The 16,339-nt window shown below is 43.8% G+C and carries 15 protein-coding genes, 3 tRNA genes and 1 pseudogene; 11 read left to right on the forward strand and 8 right to left on the reverse strand.

Annotated features, from left to right (window positions below; all coding sequences use genetic code 11):
* Positions 1 to 9: 9 nt before the first annotated feature.
* Complete coding sequence (locus GSF13_RS06080; protein WP_069023445.1) at positions 10 to 480, reverse strand: DUF3015 family protein; 471 nt, start codon at positions 478 to 480, stop codon at positions 10 to 12.
* Between the two features lie 180 nt (positions 481 to 660).
* On the opposite strand from GSF13_RS06080, the gene GSF13_RS06085 reads away from it, so the two are divergent.
* Entirely contained in the window at positions 661 to 1,461 is an 801-nt protein-coding gene (locus GSF13_RS06085) for a VOC family protein (RefSeq protein WP_211867517.1), read from the forward strand.
* Here the strand turns inward: GSF13_RS06085 and GSF13_RS06090 are convergent.
* Positions 1,458 to 2,186, reverse strand: a complete 729-nt coding sequence (locus tag GSF13_RS06090) for a transporter substrate-binding domain-containing protein (protein ID WP_174170925.1) — start codon at positions 2,184 to 2,186, stop codon at positions 1,458 to 1,460. The two genes, GSF13_RS06085 and GSF13_RS06090, sit on opposite strands and share 4 nt — an antisense overlap.
* 157 nt (positions 2,187 to 2,343) lie before the next feature.
* Between GSF13_RS06090 and GSF13_RS06095 the strand changes: the two genes are divergently transcribed.
* From GSF13_RS06095 to GSF13_RS06105, 3 genes are all read left to right on the forward strand, one after another.
* Complete coding sequence (locus GSF13_RS06095; RefSeq protein ID WP_010607904.1) at positions 2,344 to 3,009, forward strand: SDR family oxidoreductase; 666 nt, start codon at positions 2,344 to 2,346, stop codon at positions 3,007 to 3,009.
* An 87-nt stretch (positions 3,010 to 3,096) separates the two neighbouring features.
* Positions 3,097 to 3,468, forward strand: a complete 372-nt coding sequence (locus GSF13_RS06100; protein ID WP_010374501.1) for a hypothetical protein — start codon at positions 3,097 to 3,099, stop codon at positions 3,466 to 3,468.
* On the forward strand, positions 3,469 to 5,802 hold the full coding sequence (locus GSF13_RS06105; protein WP_211867519.1) for a fatty acid cis/trans isomerase: 2,334 nt from the start codon (positions 3,469 to 3,471) through the stop codon (positions 5,800 to 5,802). It begins immediately after the preceding gene.
* A gap of 39 nt (positions 5,803 to 5,841) precedes the next feature.
* Here GSF13_RS06105 and GSF13_RS06110 read toward each other — a convergent pair whose 3' ends face one another.
* Positions 5,842 to 6,468 carry a peroxiredoxin-like family protein gene (locus GSF13_RS06110; RefSeq protein WP_130163319.1) on the reverse strand — a complete coding sequence of 209 codons (627 nt, stop codon included), beginning with the start codon at positions 6,466 to 6,468 and terminating at the stop codon, positions 5,842 to 5,844.
* Between the two features lie 114 nt (positions 6,469 to 6,582).
* On the opposite strand from GSF13_RS06110, the gene GSF13_RS06115 reads away from it, so the two are divergent.
* Positions 6,583 to 7,203: a dUTP diphosphatase gene (locus GSF13_RS06115; protein WP_174170923.1), complete on the forward strand. Its 621-nt coding sequence runs from the start codon at positions 6,583 to 6,585 to the stop codon at positions 7,201 to 7,203.
* Here GSF13_RS06115 and yrfG read toward each other — a convergent pair.
* Positions 7,200 to 7,859 carry a GMP/IMP nucleotidase gene (yrfG, locus tag GSF13_RS06120; RefSeq protein ID WP_045989426.1) on the reverse strand — a complete coding sequence of 220 codons (660 nt, stop codon included), beginning with the start codon at positions 7,857 to 7,859 and terminating at the stop codon, positions 7,200 to 7,202. The two genes, GSF13_RS06115 and yrfG, sit on opposite strands and share 4 nt — an antisense overlap.
* A 61-nt stretch (positions 7,860 to 7,920) precedes the next feature.
* Between yrfG and nudE the strand changes: the two genes are divergently transcribed.
* From nudE to GSF13_RS06150, 6 genes are all read left to right on the forward strand, one after another.
* The gene (gene nudE, locus GSF13_RS06125) at positions 7,921 to 8,484 is read left to right on the forward strand and encodes an ADP compounds hydrolase NudE (protein ID WP_010607909.1); all 564 of its coding nucleotides are present in this window, start codon (positions 7,921 to 7,923) and stop codon (positions 8,482 to 8,484) included.
* A gap of 1 nt (position 8,485) precedes the next feature.
* A complete protein-coding gene (gene cysQ / locus GSF13_RS06130; protein WP_138580560.1) occupies positions 8,486 to 9,289 on the forward strand; it encodes a 3'(2'),5'-bisphosphate nucleotidase CysQ in 804 nt (267 codons plus the stop codon).
* Positions 9,290 to 9,530: 241 nt separating this feature from the next.
* A tRNA-Met gene (locus tag GSF13_RS06135) sits at positions 9,531 to 9,607 on the forward strand.
* A 165-nt stretch (positions 9,608 to 9,772) separates the two neighbouring features.
* A tRNA-Met gene (locus tag GSF13_RS06140) sits at positions 9,773 to 9,849 on the forward strand.
* A 165-nt stretch (positions 9,850 to 10,014) separates the two neighbouring features.
* A tRNA-Met gene (locus GSF13_RS06145) sits at positions 10,015 to 10,091 on the forward strand.
* A 1,546-nt stretch (positions 10,092 to 11,637) separates the two neighbouring features.
* A complete protein-coding gene (locus tag GSF13_RS06150; protein ID WP_206471654.1) occupies positions 11,638 to 13,227 on the forward strand; it encodes a methyl-accepting chemotaxis protein in 1,590 nt (529 codons plus the stop codon).
* Between the two features lie 68 nt (positions 13,228 to 13,295).
* Here the strand turns inward: GSF13_RS06150 and GSF13_RS06155 are convergent, their stop codons facing one another.
* The 4 genes and pseudogenes from GSF13_RS06155 to GSF13_RS06170 form a co-directional block, all read right to left on the reverse strand.
* Complete coding sequence (locus GSF13_RS06155) at positions 13,296 to 14,480, reverse strand: dipeptidase (RefSeq protein ID WP_102055884.1); 1,185 nt, start codon at positions 14,478 to 14,480, stop codon at positions 13,296 to 13,298.
* A gap of 105 nt (positions 14,481 to 14,585) precedes the next feature.
* Positions 14,586 to 14,831 carry a YheU family protein gene (locus tag GSF13_RS06160; RefSeq protein WP_010607914.1) on the reverse strand — a complete coding sequence of 82 codons (246 nt, stop codon included), beginning with the start codon at positions 14,829 to 14,831 and terminating at the stop codon, positions 14,586 to 14,588.
* A 1-nt stretch (position 14,832) separates the two neighbouring features.
* Positions 14,833 to 15,839, reverse strand: a pseudogene (locus GSF13_RS06165) (hydrolase).
* Positions 15,840 to 16,087: 248 nt separating this feature from the next.
* Complete coding sequence (locus GSF13_RS06170; protein WP_010374526.1) at positions 16,088 to 16,234, reverse strand: hypothetical protein; 147 nt, start codon at positions 16,232 to 16,234, stop codon at positions 16,088 to 16,090.
* Between the last annotated feature and the right edge of the window lie 105 nt (positions 16,235 to 16,339).

Genomic DNA, 16,339 nt, shown 5'->3' on the forward strand with positions numbered 1-16,339 from the left:
CTATACTATTTAGCTTGCGTTACACTGAGCTGAATAGCTAGTCGAAACGCGAGTTTCTACGATGTTGTATAGTGCTTCAGCGTTATTTGCAGGCTGCGCTGCGTAGTCATTTCTGATAGCGGTTACAATGTCAGCTGTTGCTGCTGCGTCACAGCCACGTACTGCTAACATCGCAGACACGTATTCACCTTGGCCTTCCGCAATTTCTTGCTCCAGTGTAGGGAATGTTTGCTGAATAAACATTGCAGTTTTTACTTCACGACCAGCACAAGATTCTACAGATGAAATCTTTGTAGAAACAGCAGTCGTACCAAGGTCCCAAATGATATTCGAAATTGCAGCAGCTGCACCATTATCTGGGAAGATGATTGCACCGATACCACATTCTTGCCAAGGGTTTACAGAATCAGAAGCGTGTGCAGCTAGAGGGGCAGTCATTGCGCCAACGACGATTGCTGCAGCTAGAGTAGTTTTAAACATTTTACATCCTATAGTTGTTTTTATTTCGCCTAGTCTTCAAAGGCGGAACGGGATTCTATAGGTTAATTTTTAATTCCACAACAATAAACCTCCCACACTTGTAAATTTGTGTAAATGCCTCAGGCGGCTTTAGGCTACTGCTGCTATATTCAATACACTTGAATGAGTTTGGTGCTTATCATGGCAATAATTAGTGAATTTAGACCCGGTTATTTTTGTTGGATTGAATTGTGTTCAAGCGACTGGCAGTCAGCAAAACCTTTCTATAGCCAACTATTTGATTGGCAAATTCTTGACCAGCCCATTGGTGAAGATTGTTATTACACCATGTTGCAAAAAGAAGTCGATGATGTCGCCGCGATGTATCAGATGACCGCTGAGCAACAACAAGGAGGCATGCCTAGTCACTGGCTTGCTTATGTGGCGGTAGACAATGTCGATGAATGTCTAAACAAAGCCAACGAGCTCGGTGCTGAAGTGCTTGCAGGCCCTCATGATGTCCCAGGGGCAGGGCGGATGGTGATGTTAAAGGAGCCAGGTGGCGCGGTGTTTGCGTTATGGCAAGAGGGTGGCCATATTGGGACGCAACGTCATCTTGAAGCGAATACCCCTTATTGGTTTGAGCTAGTGAGTAAAAACAGCGCCAAAAGTCGTGACTTTTATTCCGCATTATTTGGGTGGCAAATCGAAGTCAAAGACACGGGAAATATGGACTACACCTTGTTCAAAGTAAATGAGCAACCCGTCGCTGGCATGTTAGAAATGACGGCTGAATGGGGTGAAGACATTCCTCCGCACTGGATGGTTTACATTGCGGTATTGGACTGCGATAGTAAAGCTGAATATGCCCAAAAGCTTGGCGGAGAAATTTGTGTACCGCCGACAGATATACCAGATGTAGGTCGCTTCAGCGTGATAACCGATCCTCAAGGGGCGGTATTCTCTATCATAGAATCTGCCATGGATGATATTTCAACTTAATGCATTTCTAATTCAATCACTTTGCCATGGCAAGTGGCAAAGTTCTCAGAGAGCCGGTTTAGAATAGTATCGCGCTCTCCACTACTATTTAGCTGCTTGATAGACGCTGTTAATTTCGGCAGTAGGTCTTGGTGTTTACGATTGATATAGTGATAAATAGGATAACTCGCATCTCGTAGCCTACGCACATAAACTGCGGCGAGTCCTGACTGACATAGCGCACCAAGCGCAAATAAGTCATCAGCTAAAATTTGTTCTACATGACCTTTTTCAAGTGCTTGAAACGCAGAAACATCGTTAGAGACCGCGTTACAGGTCAACCTTTTACGCTGACAAACTTGCTCCGTTATTAAACTGCCTTGTATTACCACATAGTCTTGCCGGGTCGACAAAGTACAACGCTCCTTCTTGAGACAAAACACCGCCATTCGCACGGTTGCAAGTGGTTCGGGTATTTGCAGTAAGTTAGGATAGGCATTTGCAATAGCGCTAGTGCGTCCTGCCTCCGCATCATAAAACCCTTGATCTACATATTCTAATCCGCGCTCACTGGGTAACACGACAAGTGTGGGCGTGATGTCCAAAGGTGCGTATATTTTTTGCATGAGTTGTGCGATTTGCTGTTGGCCAAGCTGATAAGCGACCAGCTCACTGACATTGATTTGGTAGGCGAACGTCGCCTTGTGGATAAAGAAAAGCAAGAGGGTGCTAAGTGCGAGTTTCACAACATATCCTTACGGTTGTCAGAGTTATAACTGTAGCAAAGTTGTCAGAAAGTGAAAAAGTACATCATAAAAATGAATTCAGTCAGGATTGACCTTGAGTTTAGTAAACTCATACCAATTGTAATAGTTTGAGCATAAAAATCGTGAGGAGAAGGATATGACACTACATGTTTTGGTGACCGGTGCTAATCGTGGGATTGGATTAGAGTTTTGTAAACAATACTTATCTCTAGGCTGCAAAGTAACTGCGGTTGTTCGCAAAGCATCGGCAGAACTAGAATCTCTAGGCGTGGATATCATTGAAGATATAGATGTTGCGACGGAAAATGGCGCGAAAAAGCTATTGGCGGCATTGGGCTCGGAGAAAATAGACATTCTTATTAATAACGCTGGAGTATTTCACAATGAAACGCTAGCGGAAATGGATTTTGAAAATATCGACCACCAATTTAACGTTAATGCGCTAGGACCAATTCGAGTCACTCATGCACTGCTCGATAACCTCAAAGCCGGTAGTAAAGTTGCCATGATCACAAGTCGTATGGGTTCGATTGCAGATAATGGTTCTGGTGGTTACATTGGTTATAGAATGTCGAAAGCAGCATTAAACGCGGCGAGTGTGAGTATGGCTCACGAGCTGAAAAACCAAGATATCGCTGTTGGACTATTCCATCCTGGCTTTGTACAAACGCAGATGGTGGGATTTGCAGGTGATATTGGTCCAGATGTTGCCGCGGAACGTTTAATTAAGAGAATTGAACACCTAACTATCGAAAACAGTGGTGGTTTTTGGCACTCCAATGGAGACACGCTCCCTTGGTAATCAAGCAGGGCGCATCGTCGCCCCCTTTTCAGCCATCAGCCATCTAACTGTGCTAATATAAAGCAAATACTCAGATGGTAACCTTTGATGGAATTACAACAAGATACCCCATTATCACTGCCGCTTTTTTTGTTAGACGATAACATCGAGAATCGGGATATCGACTCTCCAGATGCTGAAGTATCAGTGATGTTGAGTGAGAACCTCCTTGCTCATTTGTGCCAAAACCCAAAAGAAGATGAGAATATTAGCTTGCATATTGATGACTATGCGCTCAACAACATTAGTACGACAGTGACTGAGTTGATAGGTGCGGAACATCAGTTGCAATTGCTCATTAATCGCGGGCCTATTCTCAGTGCTGTGCTGAGCACCAGTAGCGATGCATTATTTGTCTCGCCTCCAGTAGAAATGATGCCGACTTTTGATCTTGGGCTGGATGACGACGAGGGCGAGTAAATGTCTAAACGTGCACTGTTTTGTGCGGTGGTTGTCGCCGTGCTTTCTGGCTGTGTGGCTTTGGGTGTGTCTAAATATGATGATATGTTTGGACCAGAGCAACCCCAAGCACGAATCGAACAATATCACCAAGGCGGTGCACGTTACTTACAAAGCGTGAAGCCCATTTTGGAGTCGCGTTGTGTGGTTTGCCATGGTTGTTATGACGCACCTTGTCAGCTTAAACTGTCATCTCCAGAAGGAATCGATAGGGGATTGTCAAAGGAGTTAGTGTATGACGGCACGCGGTTGTTAGCACAAACACCAACCCGGCTGTTATTCGACGCCCAAACCACGACACAGTGGCGCGAGCGTGGTTTTACCCCAGTGCTGAATGAGCGCAATCAATCTGAATACAGCAACCTAGCTGGAAGTGTGCTTTACAATAGCTTGCTGTTAAAAATGTCTCATCGTTTTCCTGAGCAAGGTATTTTGGGTAAAGAGTTTGATTTCTCTTTAGATCGAACGCAGTCTTGCCCAACCATGGATGAATTTTCTACCCTTGCGAAACAACAGCCTCATGCGGGGATGCCCTACGGCTTACCAGCGCTCACGCATGATGAATTCAAAACCTTGGAAGCATGGCTGCAAAGTGGCAGTAAAATGAGCCAGATTGCAAAGCCAAGTGTTGCAGCACAAAAAGAAGTGAAAAAGTGGGAACAATTTTTTAATCAGGACTCCAATAAACACCGCCTTGCCGCGCGTTATATTTTTGAGCATTGGTATTTAGCCCATATCCACTTCCCTCATCTGGATGACCCCGCGTTTTTTCAATTGGTACGCTCAAGCACGCCGCCGGGCCAGCCAATCGCACTGGTGAGTTCGGTGCGTCCGTTTGACGATCCTAAGATCGATAGAGTGTATTATCGATTGATGCAAGTGCGCAGTACCATTTTGTCAAAAACTCACATGCCACTGGCATTGAACGACGCTAAGCTATCACGGTTACATCAGCAATTTTATGCAGCGGATTATCACGTGGATGAACTGCCAGGTTATGAGCCAGAGCTTGCAGCAAACCCATTTAAGGTATTCAAAGATATTCCGGTCAATTCTCGTTATCAATTTATGCTGGATGAGGCCGAGTTAATTGTAAAAGGCTTTATCAAAGGCCCTGTATGTCGAGGTCAAATAGCGCTTAACGTCATTAACGACCATTTTTGGGTGGCGTTTGTTGATCCTGAAAAAAATAGCAATGAAGCGGTGAACCAGCTGCTGCTTAAACATGATGAAGATTTGGTGCTACCTGCGGCTGAGCAAAGTAATGCGTTACCGCTTTCCAGTTGGGCGAAATACGCCACTAAGCAGCAGGATTACTTACGTGCCAAAACAGAGCTTGCAGATAAGATGTTTGCCGATGGGCAGCGTCTCAATATGGACTTGATTTGGCGTGGAGAGGGGGAAAACCCGAATGCAGCATTAACTATCTTCCGTCATTTTGATAGCGCAACGGTGGTTAAAGGTTTTATCGGCCAGCCTCCCAAAACAGCTTGGGTATTAGACTATGCCTTGTTCGAGCGCATTCACTACTTGCTGGTGGCAGGTTTTGACGTGTATGGCAACATTGGTCATCAGTTGATCACACGCTTATATATGGACTTTTTGAGGCTTGAAGGTGAGCAAAACTTTTTAAATTTACTGCCACTTAGTCATCGACAGGAAATTAAACGCTATTGGTATCGTAAGTCACACTTGAGCTTAAGTGAGTTTATCAATCGTAAATCACTAATCGGTGCGCCAACGGGGATAAAATACGAAACGGACGATCCAAAGCAAGAGTTGTATGACAAACTACATGCTGTGCTTAAGCCGATTCTAAATAGGGATTATGACTATCAAGCCGTCGGCAAGCCACTGCAGGCACTCAATAGCATGTCCGTTAGGGCGATTAATTTGCTTCCTCAGGTCTCGTTTATTATTACTAAGCAAAGTGACGGTTCACATCAAGCGTTCTCGCTATTACACCATAATGCCCACTACAACATCTCCAGTTTGTTAAATGAAGAAGGGCAAAGAGCGTATACAGAAGACACGGCGACGATTGTGCCAGGCTTTATCGGAGATTACCCAGAGGCAATTTGGTATTTAGAAAGCGAGGCAGCACAAGAGGACTTCGTCTCATCATTTAGTCAAATGAATAGTGAGTCTGATTACCGAGCGCTACGAGCGCAATATGGGATCCGCAGGACTCACCCAGAGTTTTGGCGTTACAGTGATTTAATTCACGATATTGCCAAACAAACACGTGGCGTTGAATATGGTTTATTTGACTATAACCGGCTAGAAAACCGCTAAAAAATGGAGTCTTCGGACTCCATTTTTTATGTGCTTTTCCTATAGTTGACTAGCTGCTTTGACCGCAGCTAGTAGCACGCTTTCATCCAATCTCACTTTGTAATTTGGGTTTGCGTATTGAAATTGGATCAAGCCCTTCTTATCGACTACAAATACCGCCGGCACCGGCAAGGCAACTTTATCGTTCCCCTCAAAATCAACAAAATTTACGCCCAACTTGTTGCGATAAGCAAGGGCTGTTTTATCATCTAGGAAATAGGCGAGACCTAACGCTTGGCTCATACGCATTTCGCTATCAGACAACAGTTGGTAGTGAGGGGATTCAATTGTACTTTTTGCCAGCGCCTCAGGTGAGTCTGGTGCGATAGCAATAATTTGTGCCCCCATTTTAACAAGCTGTGGTTCAATTTCTTGGATCCCCGCGAGCTGTCTTGAACAGTATGGACACCAGCCACCACGATAAACCACCAGTACGGTGATATTTTCTTTATAGCGTGTCGCGAGGTCGACAGTTTTACCTGACTTATCTTTGAGTTGTAATGCAGGGGCATCAATGCCTGGAAGGAGTGGACTTACTTGTTCAGGTGCTGCGGCGATATTAGTGATTTCAGCTGCGCTGACAAAGGCTGAACAAGCCAAAGCGAGCGATAAAATAAAATGACGCATAAAAAGTTCCTAGGGTTTCAAGTTGATATCGACTCAGAAGACCTAAGCGCTGGCGAAAATCTTTCACTTCGGTATGATATCGCTCGTAATTGATTTCCATGAAGAGAGAGCACAATGTCTGCAAACATCACTAAGCTTGTGGTTATGCTAGAAATGCAACATGCCATGAACACCAAAGTACACCAACAATGGTTTGAACAAGGGTTTGAATGGTACCGCGCAATTTGGGTTGAGTGTGCAGAAATGCTAGATCACTACGGCTGGAAATGGTGGAAAAAGCAAACGCCAGATACTGAGCAAGTGATTTTAGAGCTAGTGGATATTTTTCATTTTGGCTTGTCTTTACGTATCGATGGCGAAACGTCATTTGAGCAACTAGCGATTCAATTAGAGGCTGAATTGGCAAAGCCAACTACCGCAGAAGACTTCAAGGAAACCCTTGAATTACTTGCAAGCGCGGCTGTGACCAAACGTGAGTTTGATGCCCATGCGTTTGCGGGTTGTATGCAGCAAATCGGGATGTCTATTGATGACCTATACCGTGGATATGTCGGTAAAAACACGCTTAACTTCTTCCGCCAAGATCATGGCTATAAAGATGGCTCTTACATCAAGGTATGGAATGGCCAAGAAGATAACGAACACTTAGTCGAAGTGGTGAAAAGTCTAGATACAGCGCACCCAGACTTTAAAACACACGTGTACGACGGCTTAAAAGCTCGCTACCCAGCTTAATCTATAATAGGTAGCAAGGTACGGTAATCGGAGACTGAGAGATATTCAGTGATCTCTCGCTCTGGTTGCCGACTATCAGGATTAGCAACGGCAAGCAAATGGCCAATGCCAAACTCTTGCGCAGCATTTAACACGCTAATGCTATCGTCCACAAATAAAGTGCGGGACTTATCAAAGCCCAAATCACGCTCTACCTGTTGCCACAACATTTGACTTTCCTTACTTACGCCATATTCATGGGTTGAAACCAATTTGTCGAGATACTTATCGAATTGGGTACGCTCAATTTTCAAACTTAGACTGTTTGGGTGCGCGTTGGTCAACAAGATAAGCTGTTTTCCACTCTCTCTTAAGGCCTCTAAAAACGCAGGTACATCCTCTCGAATGGAGATCAAGTGTTGTACTTCACGTTTAAGCTCCATAATAGGGAGCTGTAGTTGCTCCTGCCAATAATCTAGGCAATACCATTCTATCTGGCCCATTACCGCGTCATAACGCGCGAGGATGTCGGCCCTTGCAGCCTCAAGGGTTAAGCCTTGACGTTTTGCGTGTGCCTTAGGCACGACGTCGAGAAAAAAGTGATTATCAAAATGGAGGTCGAGTAATGTGCCATCCATATCTAACAAAACGGTATCTATATTTGACCAATTTAGCATAGGCATTTAACTTCAAAGGCTTTATGATTAGGTTATTCGCCATGATAGCAAATAATGATCTATGTCACATAAAAAGCATCCCACACCACCAGAAATTTTAGCTTGCGACGTCGTGGCTAAAAGCAAATTATTCACGGTAGAAGCACTTTCGTTATCTTTTTCGAATGGCGAGCAACGAGAATACGAAAGAGTCCGTGGCGGTGGCCGTGGCGCAGTAATGATCGTGCCCATAACGGCTGATAATGAGCTATTATTAGTGAGAGAATACTGTGCAGGAACACATGACTATCAACTCGGCTTTCCCAAAGGGCTAATTGACCCAGGCGAAACCCCGGTGGAAGCGGGTAATCGAGAGCTAAAAGAAGAAGTAGGTTTTGGTGCAAATGCTTTCTCTGAACTCAAAGTAGTGTCACTGGCACCGAGTTACTTTAATGCCAAAATGCATATTTTGGTCGCTAGTGAACTTTACCCTGAACAGCTTGAAGGTGATGAGCCAGAGCCATTGGTAGTAGTGAAGTGGCCGCTAGATAAATTATATGACCTGTTACAGCAAGAGGACTTTACCGAAGCAAGAAGTGTCGCGGCACTACTGTTATTAAAAGCACATTTGAATCTGGAGGCGTAAATTGCAGTCCTATTTAGAGCCTTGCATCGCACTGGCAAAACGTGCCGGTGAAGCCATTATGGCAATTTATCAAGCCGATGATATTGGTAAAAAAGAAAAGTCTGACCACACTCCTGTCACTGCAGCTGATTTGGCATCTAATGAGATCTTAATGGCGGGTCTTGCTGAAATAGCACCTGACATTCCGGTAATGTCTGAAGAAACACCAATTCCACCATTGAGTGAGCGACAAGATTGGCAGCGCTACTGGTTACTCGATCCTATGGATGGCACTGGGGAATTTATTCTTGAAAGCGGTGACTTTGCCGTCAATATTGCGTTAATCGAAAATAATCATCCTGTGTTAGGCGTCATTTACTGGCCATCTCAAGGGCTGACATATTACGCGAGCAAAGATGAAGGTGCGTTTAAACGCAGTGACTCAGGCGAAAGTAAACGTATTTTCGTCTCGCCACGAGAAACGCTGACATTGGCAGTAAGTCGCAGACAAAAGCTTGAAGCGGTTAGTCAGTACTTAAATAGTCAGTTCGACACTGTGGCACTTGGGTCATGTTCATTAAAAGCCTGCATTATCGCAGAAGGTAAGGCGGATTGTTTTTTACGAGTAGGGCCAACGGGAGAGTGGGATACTGGCGCGTCACAAATCATCGTCGAAGAAGCCGGAGGTTGTATTACCGATGCTGAGTTTAACCCGCTGACCTACAATCGACGAGAAACTACCGAAAACCCAGACTTTATTGTTATGGGGCATCCCGATTGGCAATGGCAAAAGTTGATCAGTCCACATCATCGAACGATAGAATAAATAACGGTTTAAGTTGAAGGTTGTGGGATTTTTGCGCACTTGAATTGTTTTAAGCATTAAATCCCTTGCAATAAAATTTTAATCCATTATTATAGCGGCCTCTTGAAAGGGAAGTCCTTTTTAAGAGTTTACAGGCGCGGGATGGAGCAGAATGATAAATCATTCGTCGAGCTCGCTAAACCTGAAAAGAATCGAAGGTCGTCGGTACCCGACGAAGAGTAGGTTCACAAATATATACAGGCGCGGGATGGAGCAGCCTGGTAGCTCGTCGGGCTCATAACCCGAAGGTCGTCGGTTCAAATCCGGCTCCCGCAACCAACATCAGTTGGATGTATAGAGTCTCAAGTACAAGACTTAAAACTAAGTACAAATACAGGCGCGGGATGGAGCAGAATGATAAATCATTCGTCGGACTCGCTAAATCTGGAAAGAATCGAAGGTCGTCGGTACCCGACGAAGAGTAGGTTCACAAATATATACAGGCGCGGGATGGAGCAGCCTGGTAGCTCGTCGGGCTCATAACCCGAAGGTCGTCGGTTCAAATCCGGCTCCCGCAACCAACATCAGTTGGATGTATAAAGTCTCAAGTACAAGACTTAAAATTAAGTACAAATACAGGCGCGGGATGGAGCAGAATGATAAATCATTCGTCGGACTCGCTAAACCTGGAAAGAATCGAAGGTCGTCGGTACCCGACGAAGAATAGATTCACAAAAACATACAGGCGCGGGATGGAGCAGCCTGGTAGCTCGTCGGGCTCATAACCCGAAGGTCGTCGGTTCAAATCCGGCTCCCGCAACCAATTTTTAATTGGACTGCAAACTCTAAAGAACTAGTACAAAAGTCGTCGGTTCACTCTTCATAAATTAATGGCTCCCGTAACCAATTTTTAATTGGACTGTAAAATCTAAAGAACTCCTCCGAAATTCGTCGGTTCACTCTTCATAAATTAATGGCTCCCGCAACCAATTTTTAATTGGACTGCAAACTCTAAAGAACTAGTACAAAAGTCGTCGGTTCACTCTTCATAAATTAATGGCTCCCGCAACCAATTTTTAATTGGACTGCAAACTCTAAAGAACTAGTACAAAAGTCGTCGGTTCACTCTTCATAAATTAATGGCTCCCGTAACCAATTTTTAATTGGACTGTAAAATCTAAAGAACTCCTCCGAAATTCGTCGGTTCACTCTTCATAAATTAATGGCTCCCGCAACCAATTTTTAATTGGACTGCAAACTCTAAAGAACTAGTACAAAAGTCGTCGGTTCACTCTTCATAAATTAATGGCTCCCGCAACCAATTTTTAATTGGACTGTAAAATCTAAAGAACTCCTCCGAAATTCGTCGGTTCACTCTTCATAAATTAATGGCTCCCGCAACCAACTCTTAATTGGACTGCACACTCTAAAGAACTACTCCAAAACTCGTCGGTTCACTCTTCATAAATTAATGGCTCCCGCAACCAACTCTTAATTGGACTGCACACTCTAAAGAACTACTCCAAAAGTCGTCGGTTCACTCTTCATAAATTAATGGCTCTCGCAACCAATTCTTAATTGGGCTGTAAAATCTAAAGAACTAGTACAAAAGTCGTCGGTTCACTCTTCATAAATTAACGACTCCCGCAACCAATTCTTAATTGGACTGCACACTCTAAAGAACTAGTACAAAAGTCGTCGGTTCACTCTTCATAAATTAATGGTTCCCGCAATCAGCCTTTTTAGTTCAGTTACCTAAAACCCTCTCAATGGACAGTCAGTTTTCTTCGCTATATACAGAGAAATAAATCATCCACTTTTTATTATTCAAAGCCTGAGTGTTGCTGTTGTTTGATGCATTTCTTAAATTGGAATTAATCTTAATACTTACACTGTGAGCAACAACCTATACGCGGGTTATGGAAACCCGCTGTTAAAAAGTGAATAGATTTAGCAAAGGCAGGTGAATCCGATTTGACAGCTAGCAAGATCGGAGTGATTGCAACAAGCTGAGATGTCTTGGCGAGATGCACATTTCATCGTGTCCTGACATCCGTAAACTCTCGTATAATCACCTCCGGCTACTTGAGGAGTTGCTTCCTGAGGTAGTTTGTTATCTTGAGTGAGTTTTTTTAGCTGCTTTTTTTGGAGCTTTATTTTCATTTTCAATATCCTTTTTATAGATTTATTAAGTTTGTTATCACGAAACCGATAGCGTGATCTGTTTAAAAATAATACAAAGAAGTGTTGTTGTAAAACAAATAATGAAATGTAATTATTTTGTTTTCTTTTGAATGGGTGAAGATTATTTGTCTATAAATCTTTATATGGTCTAGGCTTTTACTATCTCTTGTTTGAGGTGTATGAAGATGGATTTACATAGTATTCGAGTCAAAAGTTCGTTGCCTACGGCTATGTTGACGATCGTGTTGCTATTTGTGTTTTTTGGTTTTTCGGTGTTGCTCAATAAAGTGCAATCGGCACTTGAGATCCAAACTGAAAACTATTTAAAAGCCGTGTCAGTGGTACTCAATGCGGATAGAGACTTTTATCAAGCTCAAGAAGCCTACCTCAAATTATTAGCTGGTGAAGATAAGCGGGCGGATTTTGAAGAAAACGCCGAGCAGGTGAAACAGCGCTATCAAAAGTATCTTCAGTTTATGTCACTCCACCAGAGTGAGCTGGGTAGTTTTGCAACTTTTGACGCGGACTTTCAAAGTTGGTATCGCGTGACGGTGGCGAGTATTAAAACCCCGACAGATAAAGCGCTTCAAACTGAGTCGGCTAAGTTATTTGGTGCAGTTCGTGATGTGCTTGATAAAGCCGGTGAATTAGCCGATGGAAAATCTGCTGCAAGTCGCGCGTTAGTCGTTGCTGAGGTTACTCAGATAAAGTGGGGTCTTGGTGTTGGTGCCTTGCTCCTACTTGGTATTGCTTGTTGGATTGCTTATCGAATCCCTCGTCAGCTAGCAAAGCAGATAAACTTTGTGTCAGATAGGATCTCTGAAATCGCCTCTGGAGACGGAGACTTAACTGGTCGCATTGAAATCAAAGGAAATGATGAGTTTGCAAAGCTATCGCTAAACTTTAATCATTTTCTCGAGAGTTTACAGGCGATGGTTACAGCACTTGTGAAAGATGGTGGCGAGCTGTCGAGTTTGTCGTCAAAACTCAGTCATTATGCCACACAGTGCCATGACTTAATCGACTCGCTTGGTAAGTCATCACATACCATTGTTAGCGCGGTGAATCAGCTTAGTCACTCAAGTCAAGAAGTCTCGTCGGTGGCAGAAAACTCATTGAAAGAAGCTGAAGCTTCACATCGCTACGCAGCACAAGGTAAAACGGTGTTGGCTGATTCAAAACAAAAAATCACTCATCTTGCTGATAATATGGAAGCGGCACTCTCCAGTTCGTTAGCTTTACAAAAAAACTCTGAAAACATTACGCAAGTGCTTGATGTTATTCGCGGGATCGCTGAGCAAACCAATTTATTAGCGCTCAACGCGGCAATAGAAGCGGCAAGAGCAGGCGAACAAGGTCGTGGATTTGCAGTGGTAGCTGACGAGGTTAGGTCACTGGCCACTCGAACACAAGACAGCACTAATGATATTCAGAAGATGTTGGAAGCATTCTCCCATAGCGTAGAGGACTCACAAAAGACCATTGAAGATGGTAAGCAGTATGTTGATGTTGCAGTAGAAAGTTTTACGAAGGCAACGGAGCTATTGGAGTTAATTGCACAAAGTGCGGTGAAAGTGACTGAGCTTTCAGAGCAAACCGCTCATGCGACTCAGCAGCAAAATGCAGTGTCTACTGAGATTAGCAGTAATTTAACTGATTTAAATGACAAAACATTGGACGGCGAGCGGTTGTCTGGAGAAACGCACCAAATTTCGGATGATGTGCTGCGAGTCACCAGTAAATTGGTGAATGAATTATCTCAGTTTAAAGTCTAAGGTCTTGTGAGGTATGCCGTGCGGCACACCTTATAAATCAGTGGTTTGAACAGTTATTTAACCTGAGGTTATTTAGCAAACTTCTTTGCGTAAGCCTCAGCTTGTTTCCACACGCGCAGGGTATTGCCACCTAAAATCTTTTTGATATCAGCGTCGCTGTAACCTCTATCCAAGAGACCTTGCACAAGATTTGGATACGTTGACACGTCTTTCAGGCCAACCGGTAGTGAGTCACCCACACCATCGTAATCTGAACCAATCCCTACGTGATCTATCCCTATCAACTTAACGACGTGGTCAATGTGATCTAGCACTTGATCAAGTGTGGCAAATGGAAACGGATTTTTTGCTCTAAACGCCGCTCTAAAATCGGTGCGATCTTTGTCTTTGGCTTCTTTTTGTGCTTCGTCACGCTTGTCATACCAAGCTCCAGCTTTTGCCGTCACAAAGCTCGAGCCAAAGTTAATTTGGATCACGCCGCCATTTTTTGCCAAGGCTTTGAGCATTTTGTCATCCATATTGCGCTCGAATCCTGGGGTGTATTTGCGCAGGGATGAATGTGAAGCAACGACCGGTACTTTTGAAATGTCCATAACCTGATAAAAGGCGTCATCGGAAATATGTGATACATCAATGAGCATACCAATTTTGTTCATTTCAACCACAAGCTCTTTACCAAATGGGCTTAAGCCTTTCCATTTGCGGCGTACATCATAAGAAGAGTCAGAAATATGGTTGCTTTGCGAGTGTGCTAAGGTGATATAGCGTACGCCACGGTCATAAAAATGCTTAAGGTTTTTCATCTCACCTTCAATGGGCGAGCCATTTTCCATGCCCATCGCGATAGACATAATACCACTGTCAAATTGCGCATAAATGTCGTCGGTATTGTAAGCCATTGCAAATTTATCTGGTGCGCGATGTGCTAAGGCTTCCATACCGTCAATCAGTTGATTGGCGAGTTGATAGCTTTTACCTTTACCTTCAAATTCTAAATTAGCAGGAATATAAATAGACATAAATGGCGCATTAAGACCGCCTTTTATCGCGCGAGGGTAATCAAAATCACCGCCTTCGGTTGCTTGGCTAACATCATCCCATTTACTTTGGATGCGATATGGAACGTCGATGTGTGTATCAATTAGGATGTTATCGTGAGCGAGTTTAACTGCGCGCTCAGAGGCTTTGTATTCAGTTGCATAAGCGCTAGAAACAGCCAGCGCTAGGGCGCAAAGAGCAGTGCCGAGCTTCATAAAATTGCCTTTCCTTTATAGTTATAGAAATTTGATTGTAACAACTCCTGTCACTTCGACAACTGTTTACGATTAGCGCTAAATACAAAGAAAGCTGAAGGTTTTTTAATACTCGTAATCTTCCTGTGCTTGCATTGCTTGAAATTGTTGTTTGCTAACAATATTCACAGATTCATGTAATTCTGAGAAAACGATCAGCGCTTCTCCGGATTTTAGCTGTGCTTTCACTTGCGCGACTTTGCTCTCGGTGCTGACCTCGGTATCGCCATAGTCTGTTCCTTCTCGCAGCACATAGTGCTCAATAAGATTGTCTAGCGTCTCTTGCGGAAGTTGTTGATAGGGAATGAGCATACTACTTAGCCTTACTATAAATTTGCTGTAAATATTGTGGAATAACGCTTTCTAGCCAAAACCTAGGTTTAAGGGGTTACTTCCCGAAATAAACCCTACGTGACCACCGTGGGGACTCACTGCGAGCGTCACCGGTGAGTTAACCTGAGCGGCTGTAGGCACGGCTTGTGATGATAGCATGGGGTCATCTTCGGCGTGGATCAGGAGTGTTGGTGTCGTGATCTGGGTTAAGTAGGGCTGCGAACTTGCTTGTGCGTAATAGTCTTCCGCGCCGTTAAAACCATGCAGCGGTGCCGTTATCTTATCGTCAAATTGCCAAAGGTCATCAATGGCATAAAGGGCAGGCTTGTCTATCCTAATTTGCGACTGGATGGTGTCTAGCTTACGTGAAAAAGATTTCTTCATCCTGTCTAGCAAGTATTTTTGATAGAGCTTAAAACAGCTCTTTCTGATCACCTGACAAGAGGAAGAAAGGTGATAAGGCGCTGAGACGACAACACCAGCTTCAAGACCGCTTTGCGATTTGGTTTCTCCCAAGTATTTGGCAAGTACATTACCGCCGAGCGAGAAGCCAACCGCAAATAATGGCCGTTTAGGAAAACGGGCTTTTAGCGTGTCTATAAAAAAGCCAAGATCTGAGGTTTCGCCGCTATGATAAGCCCTAGCTTGGCGATTCACTTCACGTGAGCAGTTGCGAAAGTGCATCAGTACGGCATCAAAACCATGGTGTACCAACGCTTTTAATAGGCCTTTTGCATAAAAGCTGTTGATATTGCCTTCTAGCCCATGTAATACCACAACCAAAGGTGCCGATTTATCGCCGTGTTTTGCCCATGCAAGTTCTAAAAAGTCATCGTCTGGTGTGTCTAGTGTTTCATAGTCGACGGGCATCTGTAATCTAGGCCTAAAGAATCGCGGAAGTATGGTTTGGGCGTGGCGGTTGCGCATCCACCAAGCGGGTTTAAATTCGTAATTATCGGCTGTTATTGTTTTCATGGCTTGATTCATAATAGAAACTGCGTCTTTTTGACGGTTGCTCGCAAAGCAAAGAAAGGAAGCTATCCAGTTGCAAAACACGTTTTAGCCAGTTTAACGTATTATCAGTTGAGGGTTAAGCAAATAAAAAGCACCCGACCAGTAAACTGATAAGGTGCTTTGTGCGTCGTGCTTAATTCTGCAAGTTGGGGAACTACGTCGAGCCGATCTTCTACTACTTTATTCTTCAATCGCCCCAAGGTAATACATTTAAATCTGTTCTATTGTTCATTAGGTACTTCAGCGTCCATGACTTTTTTAATGAAAAAATAGACGTAATAACAGCACAGCAAAATTACAATCCCTAAAAAGCCAAAAGACAGAAACAACACAGGGTCGGAAAAAAAGTCTCTAAAGAATACGTTCATGGCTGTGCCTCCTAATTTGTCGATGAGTAAATAGTAGTGGAGGTCTGAGGGGCTTGATATGATCAAGATCAAGTTTCAATCCTGAGTGAAATTAAACCTAGACAA

Origin of the sequence: Pseudoalteromonas sp. M8, from assembly GCF_018141365.1 — a bacterium.
In the GTDB taxonomy this organism is placed as follows: Bacteria; Pseudomonadota; Gammaproteobacteria; order Enterobacterales; family Alteromonadaceae; genus Pseudoalteromonas.

Excerpts from the sequence above, each read along its gene's own strand:
- GSF13_RS06110 (WP_130163319.1), bottom strand. The coding sequence starts at position 6,468 with ATGCGTCATTTTATTTTATCGCTCGCTTTGGCTTGTTCAGCCTTTGTC.
- nudE (WP_010607909.1), top strand. The coding sequence starts at position 7,921 with ATGTCACATAAAAAGCATCCCACACCACCAGAAATTTTAGCTTGCGAC.
- GSF13_RS06100 (WP_010374501.1), top strand. The coding sequence starts at position 3,097 with ATGGAATTACAACAAGATACCCCATTATCACTGCCGCTTTTTTTGTTA.
- GSF13_RS06115 (WP_174170923.1), top strand. The coding sequence starts at position 6,583 with ATGTCTGCAAACATCACTAAGCTTGTGGTTATGCTAGAAATGCAACAT.
- GSF13_RS06095 (WP_010607904.1), top strand. The coding sequence starts at position 2,344 with ATGACACTACATGTTTTGGTGACCGGTGCTAATCGTGGGATTGGATTA.
- GSF13_RS06170 (WP_010374526.1), bottom strand. The coding sequence starts at position 16,234 with ATGAACGTATTCTTTAGAGACTTTTTTTCCGACCCTGTGTTGTTTCTG.
- yrfG (WP_045989426.1), bottom strand. The coding sequence starts at position 7,859 with ATGCTAAATTGGTCAAATATAGATACCGTTTTGTTAGATATGGATGGC.
- GSF13_RS06150 (WP_206471654.1), top strand. The coding sequence starts at position 11,638 with ATGGATTTACATAGTATTCGAGTCAAAAGTTCGTTGCCTACGGCTATG.
- GSF13_RS06155 (WP_102055884.1), bottom strand. The coding sequence starts at position 14,480 with ATGAAGCTCGGCACTGCTCTTTGCGCCCTAGCGCTGGCTGTTTCTAGC.
- GSF13_RS06085 (WP_211867517.1), top strand. The coding sequence starts at position 661 with ATGGCAATAATTAGTGAATTTAGACCCGGTTATTTTTGTTGGATTGAA.
- GSF13_RS06105 (WP_211867519.1), top strand. The coding sequence starts at position 3,469 with ATGTCTAAACGTGCACTGTTTTGTGCGGTGGTTGTCGCCGTGCTTTCT.
- GSF13_RS06080 (WP_069023445.1), bottom strand. The coding sequence starts at position 480 with ATGTTTAAAACTACTCTAGCTGCAGCAATCGTCGTTGGCGCAATGACT.
- GSF13_RS06160 (WP_010607914.1), bottom strand. The coding sequence starts at position 14,831 with ATGCTCATTCCCTATCAACAACTTCCGCAAGAGACGCTAGACAATCTT.